Raw genomic sequence first — 16,798 nt, 5'->3', positions numbered from 1 at the left:
CTTTTGCATCAAAACACTTTCTTGTACGGGCGAACCGTCACCTTCGCATAGACACCTGCGGCAACGTACGGGTCTGCATCAGCCCAGGCCTGAGCCGCTTCCAGGGATTCAAACTCGGCGATCACCGTGGAGCCCGCGAAACCGGCAGCGCCAGGGTCATTGCTGTCTACCGCAGGCATTGGACCCGCGGTCAGTAATCGACCTTCATCCTGGAGCAGTTGTAAACGCGCCAGATGGGCAGGGCGAACGGACTGGCGTTTTTCGAGGGAATCAGCGACATCTTCAGAGTAAATCACGTAAAGCACGGTGAAGCTCCTTAACCATTAAAAGTGTCAGTAACGTTATGTGAAAGGGCAACTGACTGCAATGTAAAGATAAAAACAATGTTAAAACCCTGATCTGAATGCGCCTTTTTTGGCCTCTCTTGCGCTTAAATTGCGCCAGGACAAAGTGTCTTATTGAATATGATTGCTATTTGCATTTAAAATCAGTGTTCGATTTTTTAACGTTGATGATTATGACTTCGATGACCCTTGATTTACCTCGCCGCTTTCCCTGGCCGACGCTGCTTTCTGTCGTTATTCACGGTGCTGTCGTGGCGGGTTTGCTTTATACCTCGGTTCATCAGGTTGTTGAAATGCCAGCGCCCGCACAGCCTATTTCTGTGACGATGGTATCGCCATCGGATCTCGAACCACCGCAGGTTGCGCCTCCGCCGCCACAGCCCGTCGCCGAACCGGAACCCGAACCTGAACCGGTGCCGGAACCGCCAAAAGAAGCTCCGGTGGTGATCCACAAACCCGAGCCGAAGCCGAAACCTAAGCCGAAGCCAAAACCGGTGAAGAAGGTAGAAGAACGTCCAAAACGCGAAACGCGTCCGGTTGAACCCCGCGCCACGCAGACGGTAGAAAACGCAGCACCTTCGCGTCCGGTGATGAATAACACCACGACGACAGCCAAACCGACAGTCACCGCACCTGCGGGACCGCGTGCGGTCAGCCGTAATCAGCCGCAGTATCCGGCTCGTGCTCAGGCATTACGTATTGAGGGCCGTGTACGGGTGAAATTCGATGTTACGCCGGAAGGGCGTGTTGAGAACGTGGAAATACTGTCCGCGCAGCCGTCTAATATGTTCGAAAGAGAAGTGAAAACGGCGATGCGCAGATGGCGTTATGAAGCCGGTAAACCGGGCAACGGACTGATCGTGAATATTGTATTCCGCCTGAATGGCGGGGCACAGATGGAATAAAAAAAGCCTCCGCAAGGAGGCTTTTTTTACCGGGCAATCAGGCCTGAGGAAGCGGTCGGGGTTTACCTTCGTTGTCCACGGCCACATAAATAAACAGCGCTTCTGTCGCTTTATAACGCTGTCCAATGGGTTCGGACGAGACCTTTTTCACCCACACTTCGATGTTAATGGAGATGGAGGTATTGCCACGTTTTACGCAACGCGCGTAACAGCAAACCACATCACCCACTGCAACCGGGCGCAGGAAGGTCATGCCATCCACTCTCACCGTCACTACCCGGCCATGTGCAATCTCTTTTGCCAGAATAGCGCCGCCCATATCCATTTGCGACATCAGCCAGCCGCCAAAAATATCGCCATTGGCATTGGTGTCAGCGGGCATTGCCAGTGTGCGTAAAACCAGTTCGCCCTGAGGGGCGTTATTTGTTGTCATTGTTTTAACTCGTAACTGAAGACTTCAGGCGGGATGCTACTATGATTTCAGGCTGGAGAGAATAGACCAGAACGCCTGCTGCACACGTTCTGGTCGGTGAACGATCAGTGCTGGTCGTCCTGTGGCATGTGGCGATAGATATAAACGCCACTTAACAGCGTGAAGATGAGCGTCAGAGCCGTCAGGCCAAAGACCTTGAAGTTGACCCAGATATTCTGCGGCAGCCAGAAAGCAATATAGATATTGGCAAGACCACAGAGAATAAAGAAGATCGCCCAGGCGATATTCAGTCGGGACCACACTTCCTGAGGCAGCGTCAGCTCTTTGCCCAGCATGCGCTGGATCAGCGGCTTCTTCATCACCCACTGGCTAATCAGTAACGCACCCGCAAACAGAGCGTAAATCACCGTGACTTTCCATTTGATGAATTCATCGTTGTGGAAGAACAGAGTGAGTCCACCAAACACCGCGACCAGGACGAAGGTCACCAGCGCCATTTTTTCAACTTTACGGTAGCGAACCCAGCTATAGATCAGCACAACCGCTGTGGCCACGATCAGTGCAGTCGTGGCGGCATAAATGTCATACAGCTTGTAGAAAGCGAAAAAGACCACGAGCGGTAAAAAATCAAGAAACTGCTTCATTCTGTGATTCCATCTTCTGTGTAGGGCCGGGCTGACGTTCCCGGCCACAGGATTACTGACGAATTAACATATACAGGCGGAACAGATAGACCAGCAGTACCGCTGAAATGAGGTTGCTCAGCGTATTTGCCACCACCGCGCCAACATTTGGCGTGAGTACCGCAAAATTCGGGGCAAACAGCAGCAGGAGCGTTTTCGCCAACAGCCAGCCGATAACAGCCGGTGCCACCAGGCGTATATTTGCCCAGGCGAGCCGGATGCTGCTGCGCATCGCGGTAAAGATCCCCAGTTTATCCTGCACGACCATTACCGGCGCGAAGGAGAGCACGATAGCCAGTAATACACCCGGCACGACGACCAGCATAATCCCCATCTGCACCAGCATGGTGGTTAAAAAGATGAGGATAAACAGCTTCGGTAATACCGGCGCGCTGGCACCAATCGCCCGCAGGGCGCTGACGCGCTGACCGGCGGAAACCAGCTGAATCATCAGCAGAACGCCACCTGCCAGAATCGCATTGCCGATAAGACCAGAGAATGTCGAAGCAGCGGAAGCCCGCAGCAGGATTTGTTGCTGCTCCGGCGTCATGTTTTGTACCAGTTCAAACAACCCCACGCTATCTGCAAGGTTGTCGCCCTGGCTCAGGCTGGCAATCTGTTCGTCACTTGGCGAGAACGCATGACCAAGCACCACTGTAATGAAGGCGCATAGCAACGCGATCAGTAAAAAGGTTAAGAACTGATTGCGGAAAAAGTTTCCCGTGTCACGGTAGACAGACTTCGCCGTGATAGACATGCACTCTCCTTGAGTATTGCAGGTGTTAATTAGCCGGCAATTGTACACCGGATAACACTGTCGTGGCAGCATCAAGGCTTGTATGGAAAAGCATATCTTTGTAAAGCGGCGGTAATCCAAAGCGCGCACGGGCACGATTACAGGCTTCATTGACCTGCCCATCCTCACCTGACATGGAAAATTCCCGGCACGGGCTGGGGCGGTGCTCGTAGATAGAGCACCGGGTGGACACCCCAGGTTCACCTTGCAGCGCAGCGCATCGGCACGGTTTTTGGTTGGTGCCGCTCATGCAGCGCAGAAAAGGCGTTAACGGTTCAGTGAGATGAACCGGAACGGTACCGCCGCCATCGCTGGCTTCGGCCCAGTAGAAAGAGACTCGAAAATACGCACAACAGGCTCCGCACGTCATGCACGGGTTAAAATCACTCATGGCACACCTGCAAAAGAAGAACGCATCAAATCAACTTGTGAGAGCGCTAAATTATCCAGCCGCGAGAGGAAGAGCAAGAGGGTGAAAAGAGAAAATTTTGTAACGCCGAAATGCCAGAAATTGACCTGACGACAACTTATCGCTTTACGGTGTGTCACCAAAAATTAACCCAGATCAATGAATGTTAACTTACTGGTTTTAATGTGATCTGTAGCAGATCACTTATTACTCATTTGTGAGTATATTCTCCTCCGCGACTAAAACCACAACGATGGAGCGGATATGAAAAAATTAGCGGTGGCAGCCCTTGTATTAAGCAGTCTCTCTGGCGGCGCGTATGCGCATGAAGCAGGTGAATTCTTTATTCGTGCCGGTTCGGCAACGGTGCGTCCAACAGAAGGCTCTGATAGCGTTCTGGGTATGGGCGGTTTTAACGTCAGCAACAATACCCAGCTCGGTTTGACCTTTACGTATATGGCGACGGAGAACATTGGTGTTGAGCTTCTGGCAGCAACGCCATTCCGTCATCGCGTCGGTTTAGGGCCAACCGGGGATATCGCGACGGTGCACCATTTACCGCCAACACTAATGGCGCAGTGGTACTTTGGTGATGCTAACAGTAAGGTGCGTCCGTATATTGGCGCAGGGGTGAACTACACCACCTTCTTCGACGAGAAATTTAACGATACCGGTAAAGAAGCCGGGCTTACCGATCTCAGCCTGAAAGACTCGTGGGGTGTTGCGGGGCAGGTGGGGCTGGACTATCTGATTAACCGTGACTGGTTAATTAACGCCTCGGTCTGGTACATGGACATTGATACCGACGTTCGCTTTAAAGCGGGCGGTGAACAGCAAAGTATCAGCACTCGCCTCGATCCGTGGGTGTTTATGTTCTCCGCGGGTTATCGTTTCTGATTTATCCCCTGAGACTGGCCTGGTTATGGCCAGTCTTGCTTCGGGGGGCGATTAAGGTTGCCCCTCCATATTCCAGCGTGCTGTACTCATCTCATCAAATACATGCTGAACCGTAAACGGCGGAAATACTGCCCGTTTAGCCGCGTCAGTCAACGCCTGACCATAACCTATTCACACCATTCCTAAAGTCGAGGTGCAGATTGCATCGTTTACCGCTTCATGCGTGAGGATCGGTCAGGGCGGCGTCCAGTGATTGCTCAATGGCGCAGGCCTGTGGCCCTGGATACGATAATAAGCCCCGATAGCACGGGGCTTATCTTTCCTCGCAGGCACGCTAACGCACCACCAGCACCGGGCATTTTGCGTGGCGCACGACGACCGCAGCGTTAGAGCCTAACAGATAGGTCGAAATATCAGGTCGATGAGACGCAATAATTATCAGGTCTGCATTGATACTCTCAGCCAGTTTCAGGATCTGATCTTTAGGCGTGCCAGAAATGGCGTGGGTCTGAATGCGGTCGGCCGGTAAATTGAACTGCGTAACGATCTCATTCAATTTCGCCAGCGCCTCCTGCTGCATTTCTTCCAGTTTTGGCATCTCAACGGAATAGGCCAGACCAAGAGAGGAATAGTAGGGGAAAGAAGGAACGACAGTCAGAAAATGCACTTTGCCGTTACTGATTGCTGCGTTCGCCTGAACATAGGGAATCACCTGTTCGGTCAGGCGACGCTCTGAAATATCGACAGGAACAAGAATTGACGCAAACATGCCACACCTCCTGTTTGTTTTTTATCCACTTTAAGTGTAGTTCCGGGGGAGAACAGAGGGCTGCATTTACCGCCAAAGTGGGACGTAAGGCGGATTTTTGGGGCAGGAAAGACGCCCCGGTTAAGGAGCGTCTGTGGCGGGATTATTTCTGTATCAAATAACGAATGGTTGGCCCATCCTGTTGAATGTCCAGTACGGTGTAACCGTGGTTTTTAGCATCCAGAGGAATGTTGTTGATGGACTGCGGGCAGTCGCTCACCACCTCCAGAATTTCCCCTTTCCTGAGCTGAGGCAGGGCTTCCAGCGTAGCGACAGCGGGATAAGGGCAGGGTTCGCCCACCATATCCAGACGATAGTCAGGCACGATCTCTTTCATGCGGCATTCTCCTGCGTTTCATTTTTGACAGCGGCACGGCGGAAGAACCGTTTCTCCTGCGCAATCACCAGTAAAAAAGCGACCAGCAGCAGGGCGTACGTCACTAACAGGCCACCGAGTGGGCCGAACGTGCTGAGCAGGTTGACCTTATCCCAGTTTGTCGCGAGGACAGGAGAAAGGGAATCCCAGTAGTACGCGAGGAGAGTTGACCCGAGCACGTTCCCCAGGCCAACCCACCAGTAATGCACCTGACCTTCAACGGCGCGGTACATCCAGCCGGTTTCACAACCGCCAGCCAGCACAATCCCGAAGCCAAACAGCAGGCCGCCAATCACCGCATTCGGGCCGGCCCACATGATTTTCGGTTCAACACCTAACTGAACATAGCTGAAGATGCCGATAGCACTCACCGCCATCCCGGCAATAATCGCTTTTGCCATCATTGTCCGCCCGGTGATCCACATATCGCGAAACGCTGAAGTAAAGCAGATCTGCGCGCGTTCAATAAGCAAACCAAAGCCCACGCCAAACAGCATTGCCAGACCCAGTTTAGGTTGATTGAGCGCTGTACACAGTCCCCATGCCACCATGGCGAAAAAGACCAGCATCCCCAGGCGGAAACGACGGTGTGCCTGAGCCGGTTTTTGCGTCAGCGGCGATGCGGCGCTGACCTTAACCATCCTGACGGGAATACGGAACAGCGGCAAAAGGGTAAATTTTGCGCCAAAGTAAGAACCGATGGCGGTAGCGATGGCAAAGAACCAGGCATGTAGCGAAAACTGTGGGATACCGGTAAAGAAGGCGGCAAGGTTACAGCCCATCGCCAGGCGCGCACCGAAACCGGCAATCATGCCGCCGATGACCGCCTGTACGATGCGGATCCGACTTTTTGGCATTCTCAGCTTAACGTTGTTTGCCCACAGCGCGGCGGCAAAACAGCCGCCGAACATGCCGATGATCATCATCCCGTCGATGCGGGTCAGCGGAGTGCCTTCCAGATGAATGAGCTTAAAGTAACCCCACTCTTCAGCATGCACACCGGCAAGCTGCAGCAGCTGTCCACCCCAGCGGGTAAACTCGCCGGTTACAGCCCAGAACGTACCGGTAATGCCGAAGTAGTAAGTAGACAGGATCCCCGCTGCGATAACTGCGGGTACAGGTGACCAGAACTTAACCAGGTAAGTTTGTTTGAAGTATTGCCATGACATGAGTAAGCCTCTGAACTCAGAAGGTATATTTGGATTTAACGGGCTGGAATATATAACTTTTTTTCTTTCTCCAAAACCTCTCCAGACCGTTTATCCAGAATAGCTCCATTTTTTATGACCTCCGTCATTAAATCTTCTCTCTTACGAATACCATTCATGGGAAAAACACAAGGGTAAGCGTGAGTCATTCTTTCCCGTGCACGTCGTTATGCCAGTCTGCTACTGACTGGTTTTATAACCAGTCAGGTTTACGTTGTTAGCCTACGTACGACAAATTAATCATTCATAAATGATAGTGAATTCTACTGCGGCGTTAGCTGGGCCGGCTTTAAGTGGAACGACGGCGCCATTTTCTGCGGTTGCGCGAACGCGGGAATACCGGGCACGAAGTGGGATCGTATAACTGGTGGCGGAACTACCTGCATAATATTGATTTAAAAAAGCTTTGTCTCGCCAGCTATAAAAAGCGCTATCGAGGGCGTTTGTATAAATCCCATTTGAAATCGATGGATCGTCAACCTCAACACAAACGCCTTCAGAAGCATTAGGGGCAGATTCGGTTTTTAAACAGGATTCTCCCATATAGGTGAATCCTTTTTCGTTGATAAAATCCAACCGGTAGGCGATGAGGTTAGGATAGTCTGGAACTTTAACATAGGTATTGCTGCTGCCTTCCCCTGCCCAGTTCGAGCCAACACTCTCATGCCGACCAGCCATCACTGGGCAGTTGATAAGCTGAATATTAAATTCTTTCCACGGTGAGTTCCAGTTAGGTCTCTGCATCATATCGGTTATTTCATACTCACCAAGATGTACATAAACATCCGGAGTCTGGCAGCTTCCAGCCACAACATTAACTGTTCCAGAGATATGGAGACGATCGCTATTAAGGTTAAAATTTGCCGCCATGTTCTGACCCGGTTCGGCATAAGTAATGATGGCTGGGATATTTATCGGGACAGTCCATGTCCCTGCAGGGATATCACCGGTTTTCACCAGTCGGAAATATAAGTTGCGACTGATTCCTGTCAGTGATATTCCGCCAAAGGCAACAGAGGTGTTCACAGCAAATTCCTTTGTTACCGGAAGGTTCTCAGCAGTGCTACCGTTATCACCATATGTTAAGGAATAGCCAATGCCCTGGATGCCTGTTTCGTAAATCGTTCTTCCATTGATAGTCGTAGTCGATGCTGGCGGACCACCTTCGAATTCTATTTTAGATAGAGTGGAGAATGTGCCCGTTGCGGTTGAATCAGAAGAAATGCAGTCCATGTAACGCATGGCCTGATTGATGGTGGTACGTGAGATCTGCTGGACAAAAAGCTCTTCGCCCACGGGTAAGTCGCGAAGTGCGCTGACGGTGATACCGCCGGAGAGGATCGGAATATTGATATTTCTGAATTCAGGGGCCACCGGTACGATGACGTTATTCACTTGGGCACTGGTGCACGTTACCAGCGCGTGGGCAGGGAAGCTACAGAGTAGGGTACCCGCTATCAGTGCGCTCATCATGCTAATCAGATGTAAAAATCCGTGTTGTATCTGCATAGAGTTTATCCTTCAAACAATTTCAAACAGTGCGTTTCAATGTGCCACGCATCGGCTATTAAGGGTTACGATGTCACTGTTGTTTGCTTTATCGTGGTTCGGTAATTGGTAATTAAGCAGGCATTGCTGATGACGCGCTTTGCCCCATCGAACGTTCAACTGTCCGCTTTGCTCCGGTAGGCGAGCAAAGATGCGTCTTCCCTGGCCGACGACACCCACAACGCTATGATTGCTGTCATAGACGTCAGCGCCGAACGGTACGTCGGTATTTTCGTCAAGCATAATCAATGCGGGTGTACCGTAGGTTGTGCCATAGCTGAGCTTAACCACGGCACCGCTGTACGGTGCCACTTTTTGACTGGTCAAATTCAGCTCAATATCATTTGGCAAACCTTTCGGATCGAGGCTTACCTCATTCATTTGCCATGCATTGAGGTAGGGCACCAGCGCATAGCCGAAACGGTCAATGCTGACTCCGGGATAACTACTGACGGCAGCGCCTTTGGCGCCTTTAGCCTCAACCAGGGCCACTGTGTTCGCGGTATAAGGCGAGAAGGTGATACCACCACTGTGAAGTACGGCCGTGCCGTTCATGCCCAGTGAGTAATTGTGATAGTTTTTACCTGCCCCAGCTGCAGCTTGAAGCGTAGTTAAAGACGTGCGTAGCGAACTGTTAAAGGTACCGCTGCTGGAACCACCCTTATTCGCGTTCGCGGCACTCACGCTATAGCTGAGTGCATTGCTTTCCAGTGCGGTACCGCTCAGCCCCATTTGCTCACGCATTCGGCCTTCATTATCACGATTCAGGTTAACCGACATCTGGCTAAATACGTTGTCGCTTGAGAACGGAATGCTCATACTCAGCATATAGCGAGTTTCATTTCCACCTTCACCATTGCGGTTGCGACTCGCACTCAAACTGTAATTGACTTTGCCAATGTGGTTGTTATAACCAAACTGGTATTGATGATCGCTACCATGTTGATTCCAGTAGTCTTGTTGGAACAGGCTGGCATAGATGTTTCCCCAACCCTCAGGTAATCGCTGGTTAGCCGTCAGCCCCAGACGGCTCTTGGGCCTGTATAGCTCGACCTGGCTACTATTTTGTTCCAGAGCCTCACGCAGTTGCATGGCCGAAATGAAATCCATGTAGCCTTCTGTAGAGAAACGATAGGCCGCCACGCTGATATTACTGCCGGTCTGCTGAATCATATGGCTGTATTTCAGTTGATAACTTTCCCCGGACATCATTCGGCCATACTGCTGATATTGATGTGGCAGCTCAGTTCTGGCGTGCGTGACATCGAATGAGAAAGCACCTACAGGCGTGCCAACAGCGAGCCCTAGCTGTGCCGCTTTGTAATCCTCGTTACCCTGAATGCCGGTATAAGCCGTAAAACGATTGGAAAGCCCCCGACGCCATGTAAACTCTGCCAGTAACGGTTCATTTTCTACCCAGCCTTTACGCAGAGAACCCACGGTGGCACTGTAATGTGTGATGCCCGGGCGCAGAAGGTTACTGGTTGAGGCAAAGGGCACGCTCTGGCGCTGTACCGAGCCGTCTGCTTCTTCGATAATGACCTCAAGTTCGCCACCGTAACCGGTGGGGTAGAGATCGTTAATTTCAAATGCACCCGGCGCTACGGTCGTCTCCAGCAACAAACGATTTTGCTGCATCACTTTCACTTTGGCATTGGTTCTGGCAATGCCGGTAATTAAAGGCGCGTATCCGCGCTGGGAATTTGGTAGCATTTGCTCAGCGTTTGCAATTTGGATACCGCGAAAAGCAAGCGTATCAAATTGTTCGCCGGTGGTTTGCGTATCTCCCAACGTAAAACGGCTCCCAAAATCTGGGAGATAGCGTCGAACGTAGGTTTCAAGTGACTGATAGTGGCGACCGAAATCATTCTGCCAGTTCAGGCTGCCATTATGGCGAAAATGCCATCCTGATAAATTAATACCACCATTGATGCCTGCATAAAGCGCATCATTTTGATTATGATGAGCCACATTACGATAAAAGTTGGTATTGTAGTTTAGTATTCCGGCTGTAATGCCTTGATCCCATATTTCTGGATTAACATAACCCCGGGGACGTTTGATGAGATAAATTTCGGCAATTGATATGTTAAGTGTCTGTTCGCCGGTATCCAGCTCGAATGAAGCTTCGGGCAAAATCTTGTCAACCGGCAGGCATTCATCATCGCTCGCGCTGTTGAATAATTTAAGTGACTCTTGAGTGAGTTTGGTAGTATTAAACTCTAGCTGAACATAATTTTTTTTGGCCAGACATATTGAACCCTCAGCATTCACACCCGATTCATCTGCAACCTGAAGATCGTATTGCCCCATTGGATTGCTATTTATAATGACCTCAACGTTGTATTTACCGGGCAACGGAACGCCTTTTTGAAAACGGCTAATATCAATGCTGTTTTTGCTTGTTGGATTGATAAAGTTGGTATTAAATTCAACAAAAGAGGTATTGGCTGCTTGAGCAACAGGAAAAAACGCCGTAGCAATGGCAATCGCTAATGGACAAAGCTTAAGCGTGCTGTTGATCTTAAAATTAAGGTTCCGTTCCATCATATCTTCCTGTAACTACATTTTATAATCTGTTTTGCAGCATTATTTCTTTTCGGTTTCAATGAGACGCATAGCGCCATAGTCATTAATAATAAATGGATAGTAATTTTGTGTGTTGCGGCTGAGCGTAAAGGTTTTTGTTGCGCCTGGGGTTATCATCCCACCGCTGCCGATACTGACTTTACCGTCACGATCTTCTGAGAAGTAGGCAATATTGATAAAGTAGGGGGTTGGGTTGGTGGCCGTAATCGTGGTGCCATTTCGTGCCCATTTCATTTGCTGCGGTGCATCGCTGGCGTGAGTTAATAAGCCTGATGGGCGGAAAAAAAGTTTCAGGCGAGAGCGGAAAGCCATCTGAAGCAGATTTTTTCCTTCTGTGTTATTCACCCTGGCAGGAATTTCAAGCACGTTAAGATAGAAAATTGACTCTTTATCTTGCGGTAACGCTTCGCCGGTATAACGTATACGTAACGATTGACCTTTACCGGGGTCAACACGGTTGATAGGCGGGGTCAGCGTAAAGGGGGCTTGCGCATTGTCAGGACGGGATTTTGGATCACCAGAATCAATCCATGACTGAATTAAGACAGGTGATTTACCATTGTTTGTCATTTTAATGGAGACTTCTTTGTCTTTTTCTGGATATATGATCCTCGTACCAGAAATAATCACTGCACTTTGAACAGAGAAAGCTAAAAAGGCAGAGGATAAAAGTATTATGAAAGAGGGTAGTTTCATATTCATAACAAACTCCTTATTCAGGCGAGCACAATGCTCGCCTGTGGTCATAACAAATAAATAATCTTGTTATTATTCGTAATCGATGCTGAAATTGACCTGGCTTTTAACAGTACCTGGCGTGGTTGCCCCTAAGGCATAATAACGCACGGTATACGGCAGGCTTGCGGAACCACTGCTCATATCGTTGCGGGTAGTGTTTGTGGTCTGACTGGTGTTGCCCACCTGTAATGGGAGATCTGTTGCTTTGTCTACCAGTTGTAACTGTACGTTGGTCGCACCGTCTGCAATGCCTTCGTCAGTGTTCAGCAGGTTATAAGTTGTGTTGTCTACCGTAGAGCCATTTTCAAAGAAGGCTGCAGCTGTTGAGGTGCTGGTTACGCCAGTACAGTTGGCAAGCTCAATGCTAAAACCAGTATCACCTATCGTCGCACCTGGAGTCTGCAACAGCGAGGTACTTACCTCTGGCAGTACAACTGTTGCTGGTGAAGCCTGGCCGTCAACGGTGATATCACAGGTGGTGTTGGTCAACTTACCTTGAAAATAAATAGTGCCATCGGATGCCTGAGCCTGCATGCCAACTAACCCAGATACTAATGCGGCAGCGATAAAGGTTTTTTTCATGTTCATTTTACAAACTCCATGTATGTTAAAATACTCATGCCGTTAAATTGGCATAAGTATGAGCATCAAAATTTTCAATACCCAGTTTTCACGAAGGAAAATATAATCTCAAATTACATCCAATCTTCCTGGAGGTGCTTTTGTCCGAGAGTTATATATGCCTTCGATAATTAAATGGTAATGCTGACTTTTATTTCAGTAAAGCCAAAATCCAAATTGGCGATAAAAATAGGACAAAATTCTTGGTTTTTATATGTACTCACTTTTTAAGTTAAGAGTTTTATCTTAGAAATGTAATTGAACCGAGGATGTTTCAAGTGATTGAAACTGTATTAGATTTATCAGTTATATCCGTAATAATTATTTGTTATCCTGACATTATATAAGAAAAAATTCTTACTTTATGTAATGTCTCCTGCTACGAAACTGAGAAACTACTAAGGTAGTGAATATGTTCAACGATTTATTCTTACGGTAAGGGGTCCCGCGTCTTGATACTCTGGAGCTCTATTCGATAGCGTAGATGCCAGGACGACATTCATCCTGGGGCGCTACTGTCAAGAGTAAAAAAATAGCTGGAAAACTTCTATGTTGCTTTTTTGTTATCTAGTTGTTTGTTTGTGGATAAAATTTGTCAAATAATGCTTTATATTTATGTTAAGAGTGTTTTTTTGACGAATAAATAACCTTTTATGAAAGCGAAGTTGCGGTTAAAGAACGAGAAGTCCGCATTAAAATGAGATTATTCTTAATTCAGAATAATCGTTATACGCGCCACCAAGTGTTGGTGCTCGATAATTACTATGAGTGATAGTAACGATAATGTAAAAATATATTTTAAATAAATACAATTAAATTCATATAATTACACGTTCGCCAAATACTACAGGTAAATATTATTCTTTTTATGTAAAAGACGAAAGCATGTACCCAGCTTTGCATTTTAGAGTAAATCTTAAGAATTTCTAATCGATTTATGCCAGGATTTTTCCACTTAAAACAAAGATTGCTTCTTTGTAACTGGTGATGAATTATTGAAATGTTCGGACTTAAGGGAAGAAGAATGACTTGACACGTTATGGAGAATGCTATGGGAGAAAAATTGAATGTTGCTGAAGGCTCATGCCGGGAATCTACAATTACTATTATTACTCAGGATAAGTACTTCTTTTTAGCGCTAAAGTATTTAATCAATTCTATGTTGCCCGAAATTCTTAATGAAAAAGGTATTCTCTACAATGTTGCCCATTGTGAGAGTGTATTTCATATGAATTATCAAAATGAATTGCAATGTCCAGAAAGATTGCTTATCGCAGATTACGATGTGCGACTGATTGGGAATTCTCATGTGCTTAAATTAATTCAGGGAATGAAAATCTTCAGATCAATAATGCTGGTCATTCACAAAGAACTTCCTCTGGCTGGTGTTGATGGTTGCCTGTCTAAAGGTTTGTCAGTTGATGAGATTAAAAACACTCTCCGGGACTTTATTTTGCGAACGCCAGTATCAAAAAATATGGATAGCAACCATTTGCTGTCGCGTTTTACATCTCGCGAACACGAGATCATTCGAATGATATTAAAAGGTAAGCGTGTTGATAGTATTGCAAAAACATTGAAAGTGAGCCCCAAAACGATCTATGCGCACCGGACACGTATTTATCAGAAGGTTGGAGTGCGTAATCTTCAGGGGCTGTTTCAGCATGAAGGGTTGCTAACACCGGAGAACGATTGGCCAAAGGCCTGAGGCCTTAAAATAAGTATCAAATTCAGCGGGTGGCTCAGCCTTACTCAGACAACTTTAATTCAAAGCTCTCACCATAATGCTTTCAGCCTGGTGTAATCTGAGGAAAACGATAATTAATTCTGAGCCACCCTATATTTTAGTGGATGCATAAAATTCGTTAAACCTACCACGCCCTGCCATTCGTACCGGTACCTTGATACTTGATACAAAAGGACGCACTGTCGGGCAATATCTCAGGTTGTATAGAATTCAATCCTTTCGCGGCTCCTCACGCAGAATACGCGAGCGGCAGACATCCAGAATTTCGTCAGCGAGTGCAGAATTATCCGGGCAGGCACGGGACAACACCAGAGCACCGACAAGATGTGCAAAGGTGTCTATCAGGTCAGCACGTGAGACATTTTCGTCACTTAACATTGCCAGCTGACGTTCAACCCCGGCTGCAAATGTCTCTTTGATGGGCCCGGACTGACGGGCGGTGTCGGTGCCCAGGGCAGACATCACACAACCCCTGGCCATATCATCGCGATGCTGTCGGGAGAGGTAATATTCAATGAATTTTTCTCGGTCCACACCCGCCAGGTTTTCCGCGGCGTGTACAAAACCACAGTTCATGGCTTCTGACATCAGGTCAGCCTTTGAACCAAAGTGCTTATAAAACCCGCCGTGGGTTAAACCCGCCGCAGACATCAGCTCCGCCACGCCCACGCCGTCATAGCCGCGCTCACGAAAAAGTTCTGATGCCGTTTCAACAATGCGCATCCGGTTTTCCCGAACCTGCTCTTTTGACACTTTCATGCTTTCCCGCCCCCATACAAAACAAGGCTCAATTATACATTGATGATGATCATAATCAAACCAGTTGACTTTATAGATTATGATCATCATCATTAAATCCATGTTCCCGACGGTGCTTCGCAGAGTTATGCGCGCTCCGTCAGTCTGACTGAGATCAGCAAAGAGAGCCGGACATATCCCCGGATTTACCTGCATCGAACAGTGCAGATTCTGTTCAACATTTAATAAAGAAGATCACATATGACGAAAACTTCAGTTCTCATTACAGGTGCATCGACGGGTATTGGTGCTGTTTATGCGCAAAGATTTGCGAGCCGTGGACATGACCTGGTTCTGGTTGCCCGCGATAAAACAAAATTAGACGCACTCGCCGAGCGTCTGCGACAGGAGAAGGGCGTTTCTGTTGATGTTCTGCCAGCCGATCTCACTCAGGCAGCGGATTTAGCGACGGTGGAAGCTCGTCTTCGTGAAGACGAAAAAATAGGGGTGCTGATTAACAACGCAGGCATGGCACAGTCGGGCAATTTTACCGGCCAGACGCCTGAGGCAATTGAGCGTCTTATCGCCCTGAACGTCACTGCGCTGACGAGGCTTGCGAGTGCCGCGGCGCCACGGTTTGTCAAAACCGGAGAAGGCGCAATCGTCAATATCAGCTCCGTCGTTGGGCTCGCCCCGGAATTTGCCATGACGGTTTACGGTGCCACCAAAGCCTTTGTGCTTTTCCTGTCGCAGGGATTGCATATTGAGCTCTCCTCCGCGGGCGTTTACGTCCAGGCGGTACTTCCGGCTGGCACTTACACCGAAATCTGGGAACGTGCAGGTATTGATATCAGTAAGGCGCCCGAGATGATGGAAGTGGGTCAGTTAGTTGACGCAGCCCTGGCCGGCTTTGATCGTCGCGAACTCGTCACCATCCCTCCTTTACAAAATGCTGCCCACTGGGATGACCTGGAGACGGCGCGTCAGGCTCTGCTGGCGGATATCAATCAGGCTAAAGCGGCAGAACGGTACACAGTGTAGCCACGGGGATTCGGCATAACCCTATGCCGCGTTGTTTCCCTGCAGCGTGTTGTTGCGCTGCAGGGTGAGCAGGACTCTATCAAGAGAGCGTAGTGAGAATGACAAAAAAACGTGTAGCACTGGTGACCGGAGCTTCTTCGGGGATCGGTGAGGCGTCGGCTAAAAAACTGCTGGCCGCAGGGTATACGGTCTATGGCACCAGCCGGCGCGGTGCGCAGGCAGGCACGCATCCCTTTGCGTTATTAACGCTTGATGTGACGGACGATGCGTCCGTGAGCGCCGCCATTGAGGCGTTACTGCATCTGGAAGGGCGGATAGATTTGCTGGTGAATAATGCAGGCTTTGGGGTTGCTCCTGCGGCCGCGGAAGAAAGTTCGATTGATCAGGCCAGGCGTATTTTCGACACCAACTTTCTTGGCCTGGTCAGAATGACGCGGGCAGTGATCCCGCACATGCGCCGTCAGGGCAGTGGGCGCATCATCAACATTGGTTCGATATTAGGGATTGTCCCGCTACCTTACGTGGCACTGTATGCAGCCAGTAAGCATGCGGTTGAAGGGTATACGGGCGCGCTGGACCATGAACTGCGCACACAGGGTATCAGGGTTTCCGTGATCGAGCCGGCCTATATAAAGACACAGTTCGACGTAAACAATGTAGAACCTGATGCGAAGCTAGAAGAATATGAACCGCTCCGGGCTAAGCTGAACAACGTCGTCAGCAAGGCAATGGACGAGGCGGAACGTCCGGAAGTGGTGGCTGATGTGGTGGTAAAGGCTGCCCAGTCTTTACGGCCTAAGGTGCGTTATACGGCGGGCACGCTGGCGGGGAAACTGAATTTCATTCGCCGCTTTGCGCCTGCTTCACTTCTGGACAAGGTAGTACGCAATAGTCTTCAGCTTGACGCGAAAGAATAA

18 protein-coding genes are annotated in these 16,798 nt (G+C 48.9%); 5 read left to right on the top strand and 13 right to left on the bottom strand.

What is annotated here, in order from left to right; translation table 11 throughout:
* Positions 1 to 8: 8 nt before the first annotated feature.
* A complete protein-coding gene (locus L462_RS14850) occupies positions 9 to 305 on the bottom strand; it encodes a YciI family protein (protein WP_014170437.1) in 297 nt (98 codons plus the stop codon).
* Positions 306 to 526: 221 nt separating this feature from the next.
* Between L462_RS14850 and tonB the strand changes: the two genes are divergently transcribed.
* Entirely contained in the window at positions 527 to 1,249 is a 723-nt protein-coding gene (tonB, locus tag L462_RS14855) for a TonB system transport protein TonB (RefSeq protein ID WP_032679698.1), read from the top strand.
* A 37-nt stretch (positions 1,250 to 1,286) separates the two neighbouring features.
* Here tonB and yciA read toward each other — a convergent pair whose 3' ends face one another.
* The 4 genes from yciA to L462_RS14875 form a co-directional block, all read right to left on the bottom strand.
* Positions 1,287 to 1,682 carry an acyl-CoA thioester hydrolase YciA gene (yciA, locus tag L462_RS14860; protein WP_014170435.1) on the bottom strand — a complete coding sequence of 132 codons (396 nt, stop codon included), beginning with the start codon at positions 1,680 to 1,682 and terminating at the stop codon, positions 1,287 to 1,289.
* 104 nt (positions 1,683 to 1,786) lie between these two features.
* Complete coding sequence (locus L462_RS14865; protein ID WP_020882387.1) at positions 1,787 to 2,326, bottom strand: septation protein A; 540 nt, start codon at positions 2,324 to 2,326, stop codon at positions 1,787 to 1,789.
* Between the two features lie 52 nt (positions 2,327 to 2,378).
* Positions 2,379 to 3,122, bottom strand: coding sequence for a YciC family protein (locus tag L462_RS14870; protein WP_020882388.1), 744 nt, complete (start codon positions 3,120 to 3,122; stop codon positions 2,379 to 2,381).
* Between the two features lie 25 nt (positions 3,123 to 3,147).
* Positions 3,148 to 3,552 carry a YkgJ family cysteine cluster protein gene (locus L462_RS14875; RefSeq protein ID WP_032678333.1) on the bottom strand — a complete coding sequence of 135 codons (405 nt, stop codon included), beginning with the start codon at positions 3,550 to 3,552 and terminating at the stop codon, positions 3,148 to 3,150.
* Positions 3,553 to 3,834: 282 nt separating this feature from the next.
* Here L462_RS14875 and ompW point away from each other — a divergent pair, with 282 nt between their 5' ends.
* A complete protein-coding gene (gene ompW, locus L462_RS14880) occupies positions 3,835 to 4,467 on the top strand; it encodes an outer membrane protein OmpW (protein ID WP_014170432.1) in 633 nt (210 codons plus the stop codon).
* A 334-nt stretch (positions 4,468 to 4,801) separates the two neighbouring features.
* On the opposite strand, the gene uspF is transcribed toward ompW, so the two are convergent.
* The 7 genes from uspF to L462_RS14915 all read right to left on the bottom strand — a co-directional run bounded on the left by uspF (position 4,802) and on the right by L462_RS14915 (position 12,322).
* Positions 4,802 to 5,236: a universal stress protein UspF gene (gene uspF, locus L462_RS14885; RefSeq protein ID WP_014170429.1), complete on the bottom strand. Its 435-nt coding sequence runs from the start codon at positions 5,234 to 5,236 to the stop codon at positions 4,802 to 4,804.
* Positions 5,237 to 5,378: 142 nt separating this feature from the next.
* Positions 5,379 to 5,612: a sulfurtransferase-like selenium metabolism protein YedF gene (gene yedF / locus L462_RS14890; RefSeq protein ID WP_014170428.1), complete on the bottom strand. Its 234-nt coding sequence runs from the start codon at positions 5,610 to 5,612 to the stop codon at positions 5,379 to 5,381.
* On the bottom strand, positions 5,609 to 6,820 hold the full coding sequence (yedE, locus tag L462_RS14895) for a selenium metabolism membrane protein YedE/FdhT (RefSeq protein WP_032678332.1): 1,212 nt from the start codon (positions 6,818 to 6,820) through the stop codon (positions 5,609 to 5,611). The genes yedF and yedE overlap by 4 nt, the downstream gene beginning before the upstream one ends.
* 279 nt (positions 6,821 to 7,099) lie before the next feature.
* Entirely contained in the window at positions 7,100 to 8,368 is a 1,269-nt protein-coding gene (locus tag L462_RS14900; RefSeq protein ID WP_032678331.1) for a fimbrial protein, read from the bottom strand.
* A gap of 36 nt (positions 8,369 to 8,404) precedes the next feature.
* Complete coding sequence (locus tag L462_RS14905) at positions 8,405 to 10,957, bottom strand: fimbria/pilus outer membrane usher protein (protein WP_082209478.1); 2,553 nt, start codon at positions 10,955 to 10,957, stop codon at positions 8,405 to 8,407.
* 39 nt (positions 10,958 to 10,996) lie between these two features.
* Complete coding sequence (locus tag L462_RS14910) at positions 10,997 to 11,698, bottom strand: fimbrial biogenesis chaperone (protein ID WP_032678329.1); 702 nt, start codon at positions 11,696 to 11,698, stop codon at positions 10,997 to 10,999.
* A 66-nt stretch (positions 11,699 to 11,764) separates the two neighbouring features.
* The gene (locus L462_RS14915) at positions 11,765 to 12,322 is read right to left on the bottom strand and encodes a fimbrial protein (protein WP_236900307.1); all 558 of its coding nucleotides are present in this window, start codon (positions 12,320 to 12,322) and stop codon (positions 11,765 to 11,767) included.
* A gap of 1,084 nt (positions 12,323 to 13,406) precedes the next feature.
* Here L462_RS14915 and L462_RS14920 point away from each other — a divergent pair.
* A complete protein-coding gene (locus L462_RS14920; RefSeq protein WP_032678328.1) occupies positions 13,407 to 14,063 on the top strand; it encodes a helix-turn-helix transcriptional regulator in 657 nt (218 codons plus the stop codon).
* A gap of 249 nt (positions 14,064 to 14,312) precedes the next feature.
* Here L462_RS14920 and L462_RS0123460 read toward each other — a convergent pair whose 3' ends face one another.
* The gene (locus tag L462_RS0123460) at positions 14,313 to 14,861 is read right to left on the bottom strand and encodes a TetR/AcrR family transcriptional regulator (RefSeq protein WP_032679695.1); all 549 of its coding nucleotides are present in this window, start codon (positions 14,859 to 14,861) and stop codon (positions 14,313 to 14,315) included.
* A 240-nt stretch (positions 14,862 to 15,101) separates the two neighbouring features.
* Between L462_RS0123460 and L462_RS14925 the strand changes: the two genes are divergently transcribed.
* Together L462_RS14925 and L462_RS14930 are read left to right on the top strand one after the other, a co-directional pair.
* Entirely contained in the window at positions 15,102 to 15,881 is a 780-nt protein-coding gene (locus tag L462_RS14925; RefSeq protein WP_014170425.1) for an SDR family NAD(P)-dependent oxidoreductase, read from the top strand.
* A 98-nt stretch (positions 15,882 to 15,979) separates the two neighbouring features.
* Positions 15,980 to 16,798, top strand: a complete 819-nt coding sequence (locus tag L462_RS14930; protein ID WP_032678327.1) for an oxidoreductase — start codon at positions 15,980 to 15,982, stop codon at positions 16,796 to 16,798.

It is taken from the genome of Enterobacter sp. BIDMC 26 (assembly GCF_000534435.1).
Taxonomy (GTDB): domain Bacteria; phylum Pseudomonadota; class Gammaproteobacteria; order Enterobacterales; family Enterobacteriaceae; genus Enterobacter; species Enterobacter ludwigii.
Note: the sequence above shows the minus strand (reverse complement) of the source record. Positions and strands in the feature narration are given on the sequence as shown.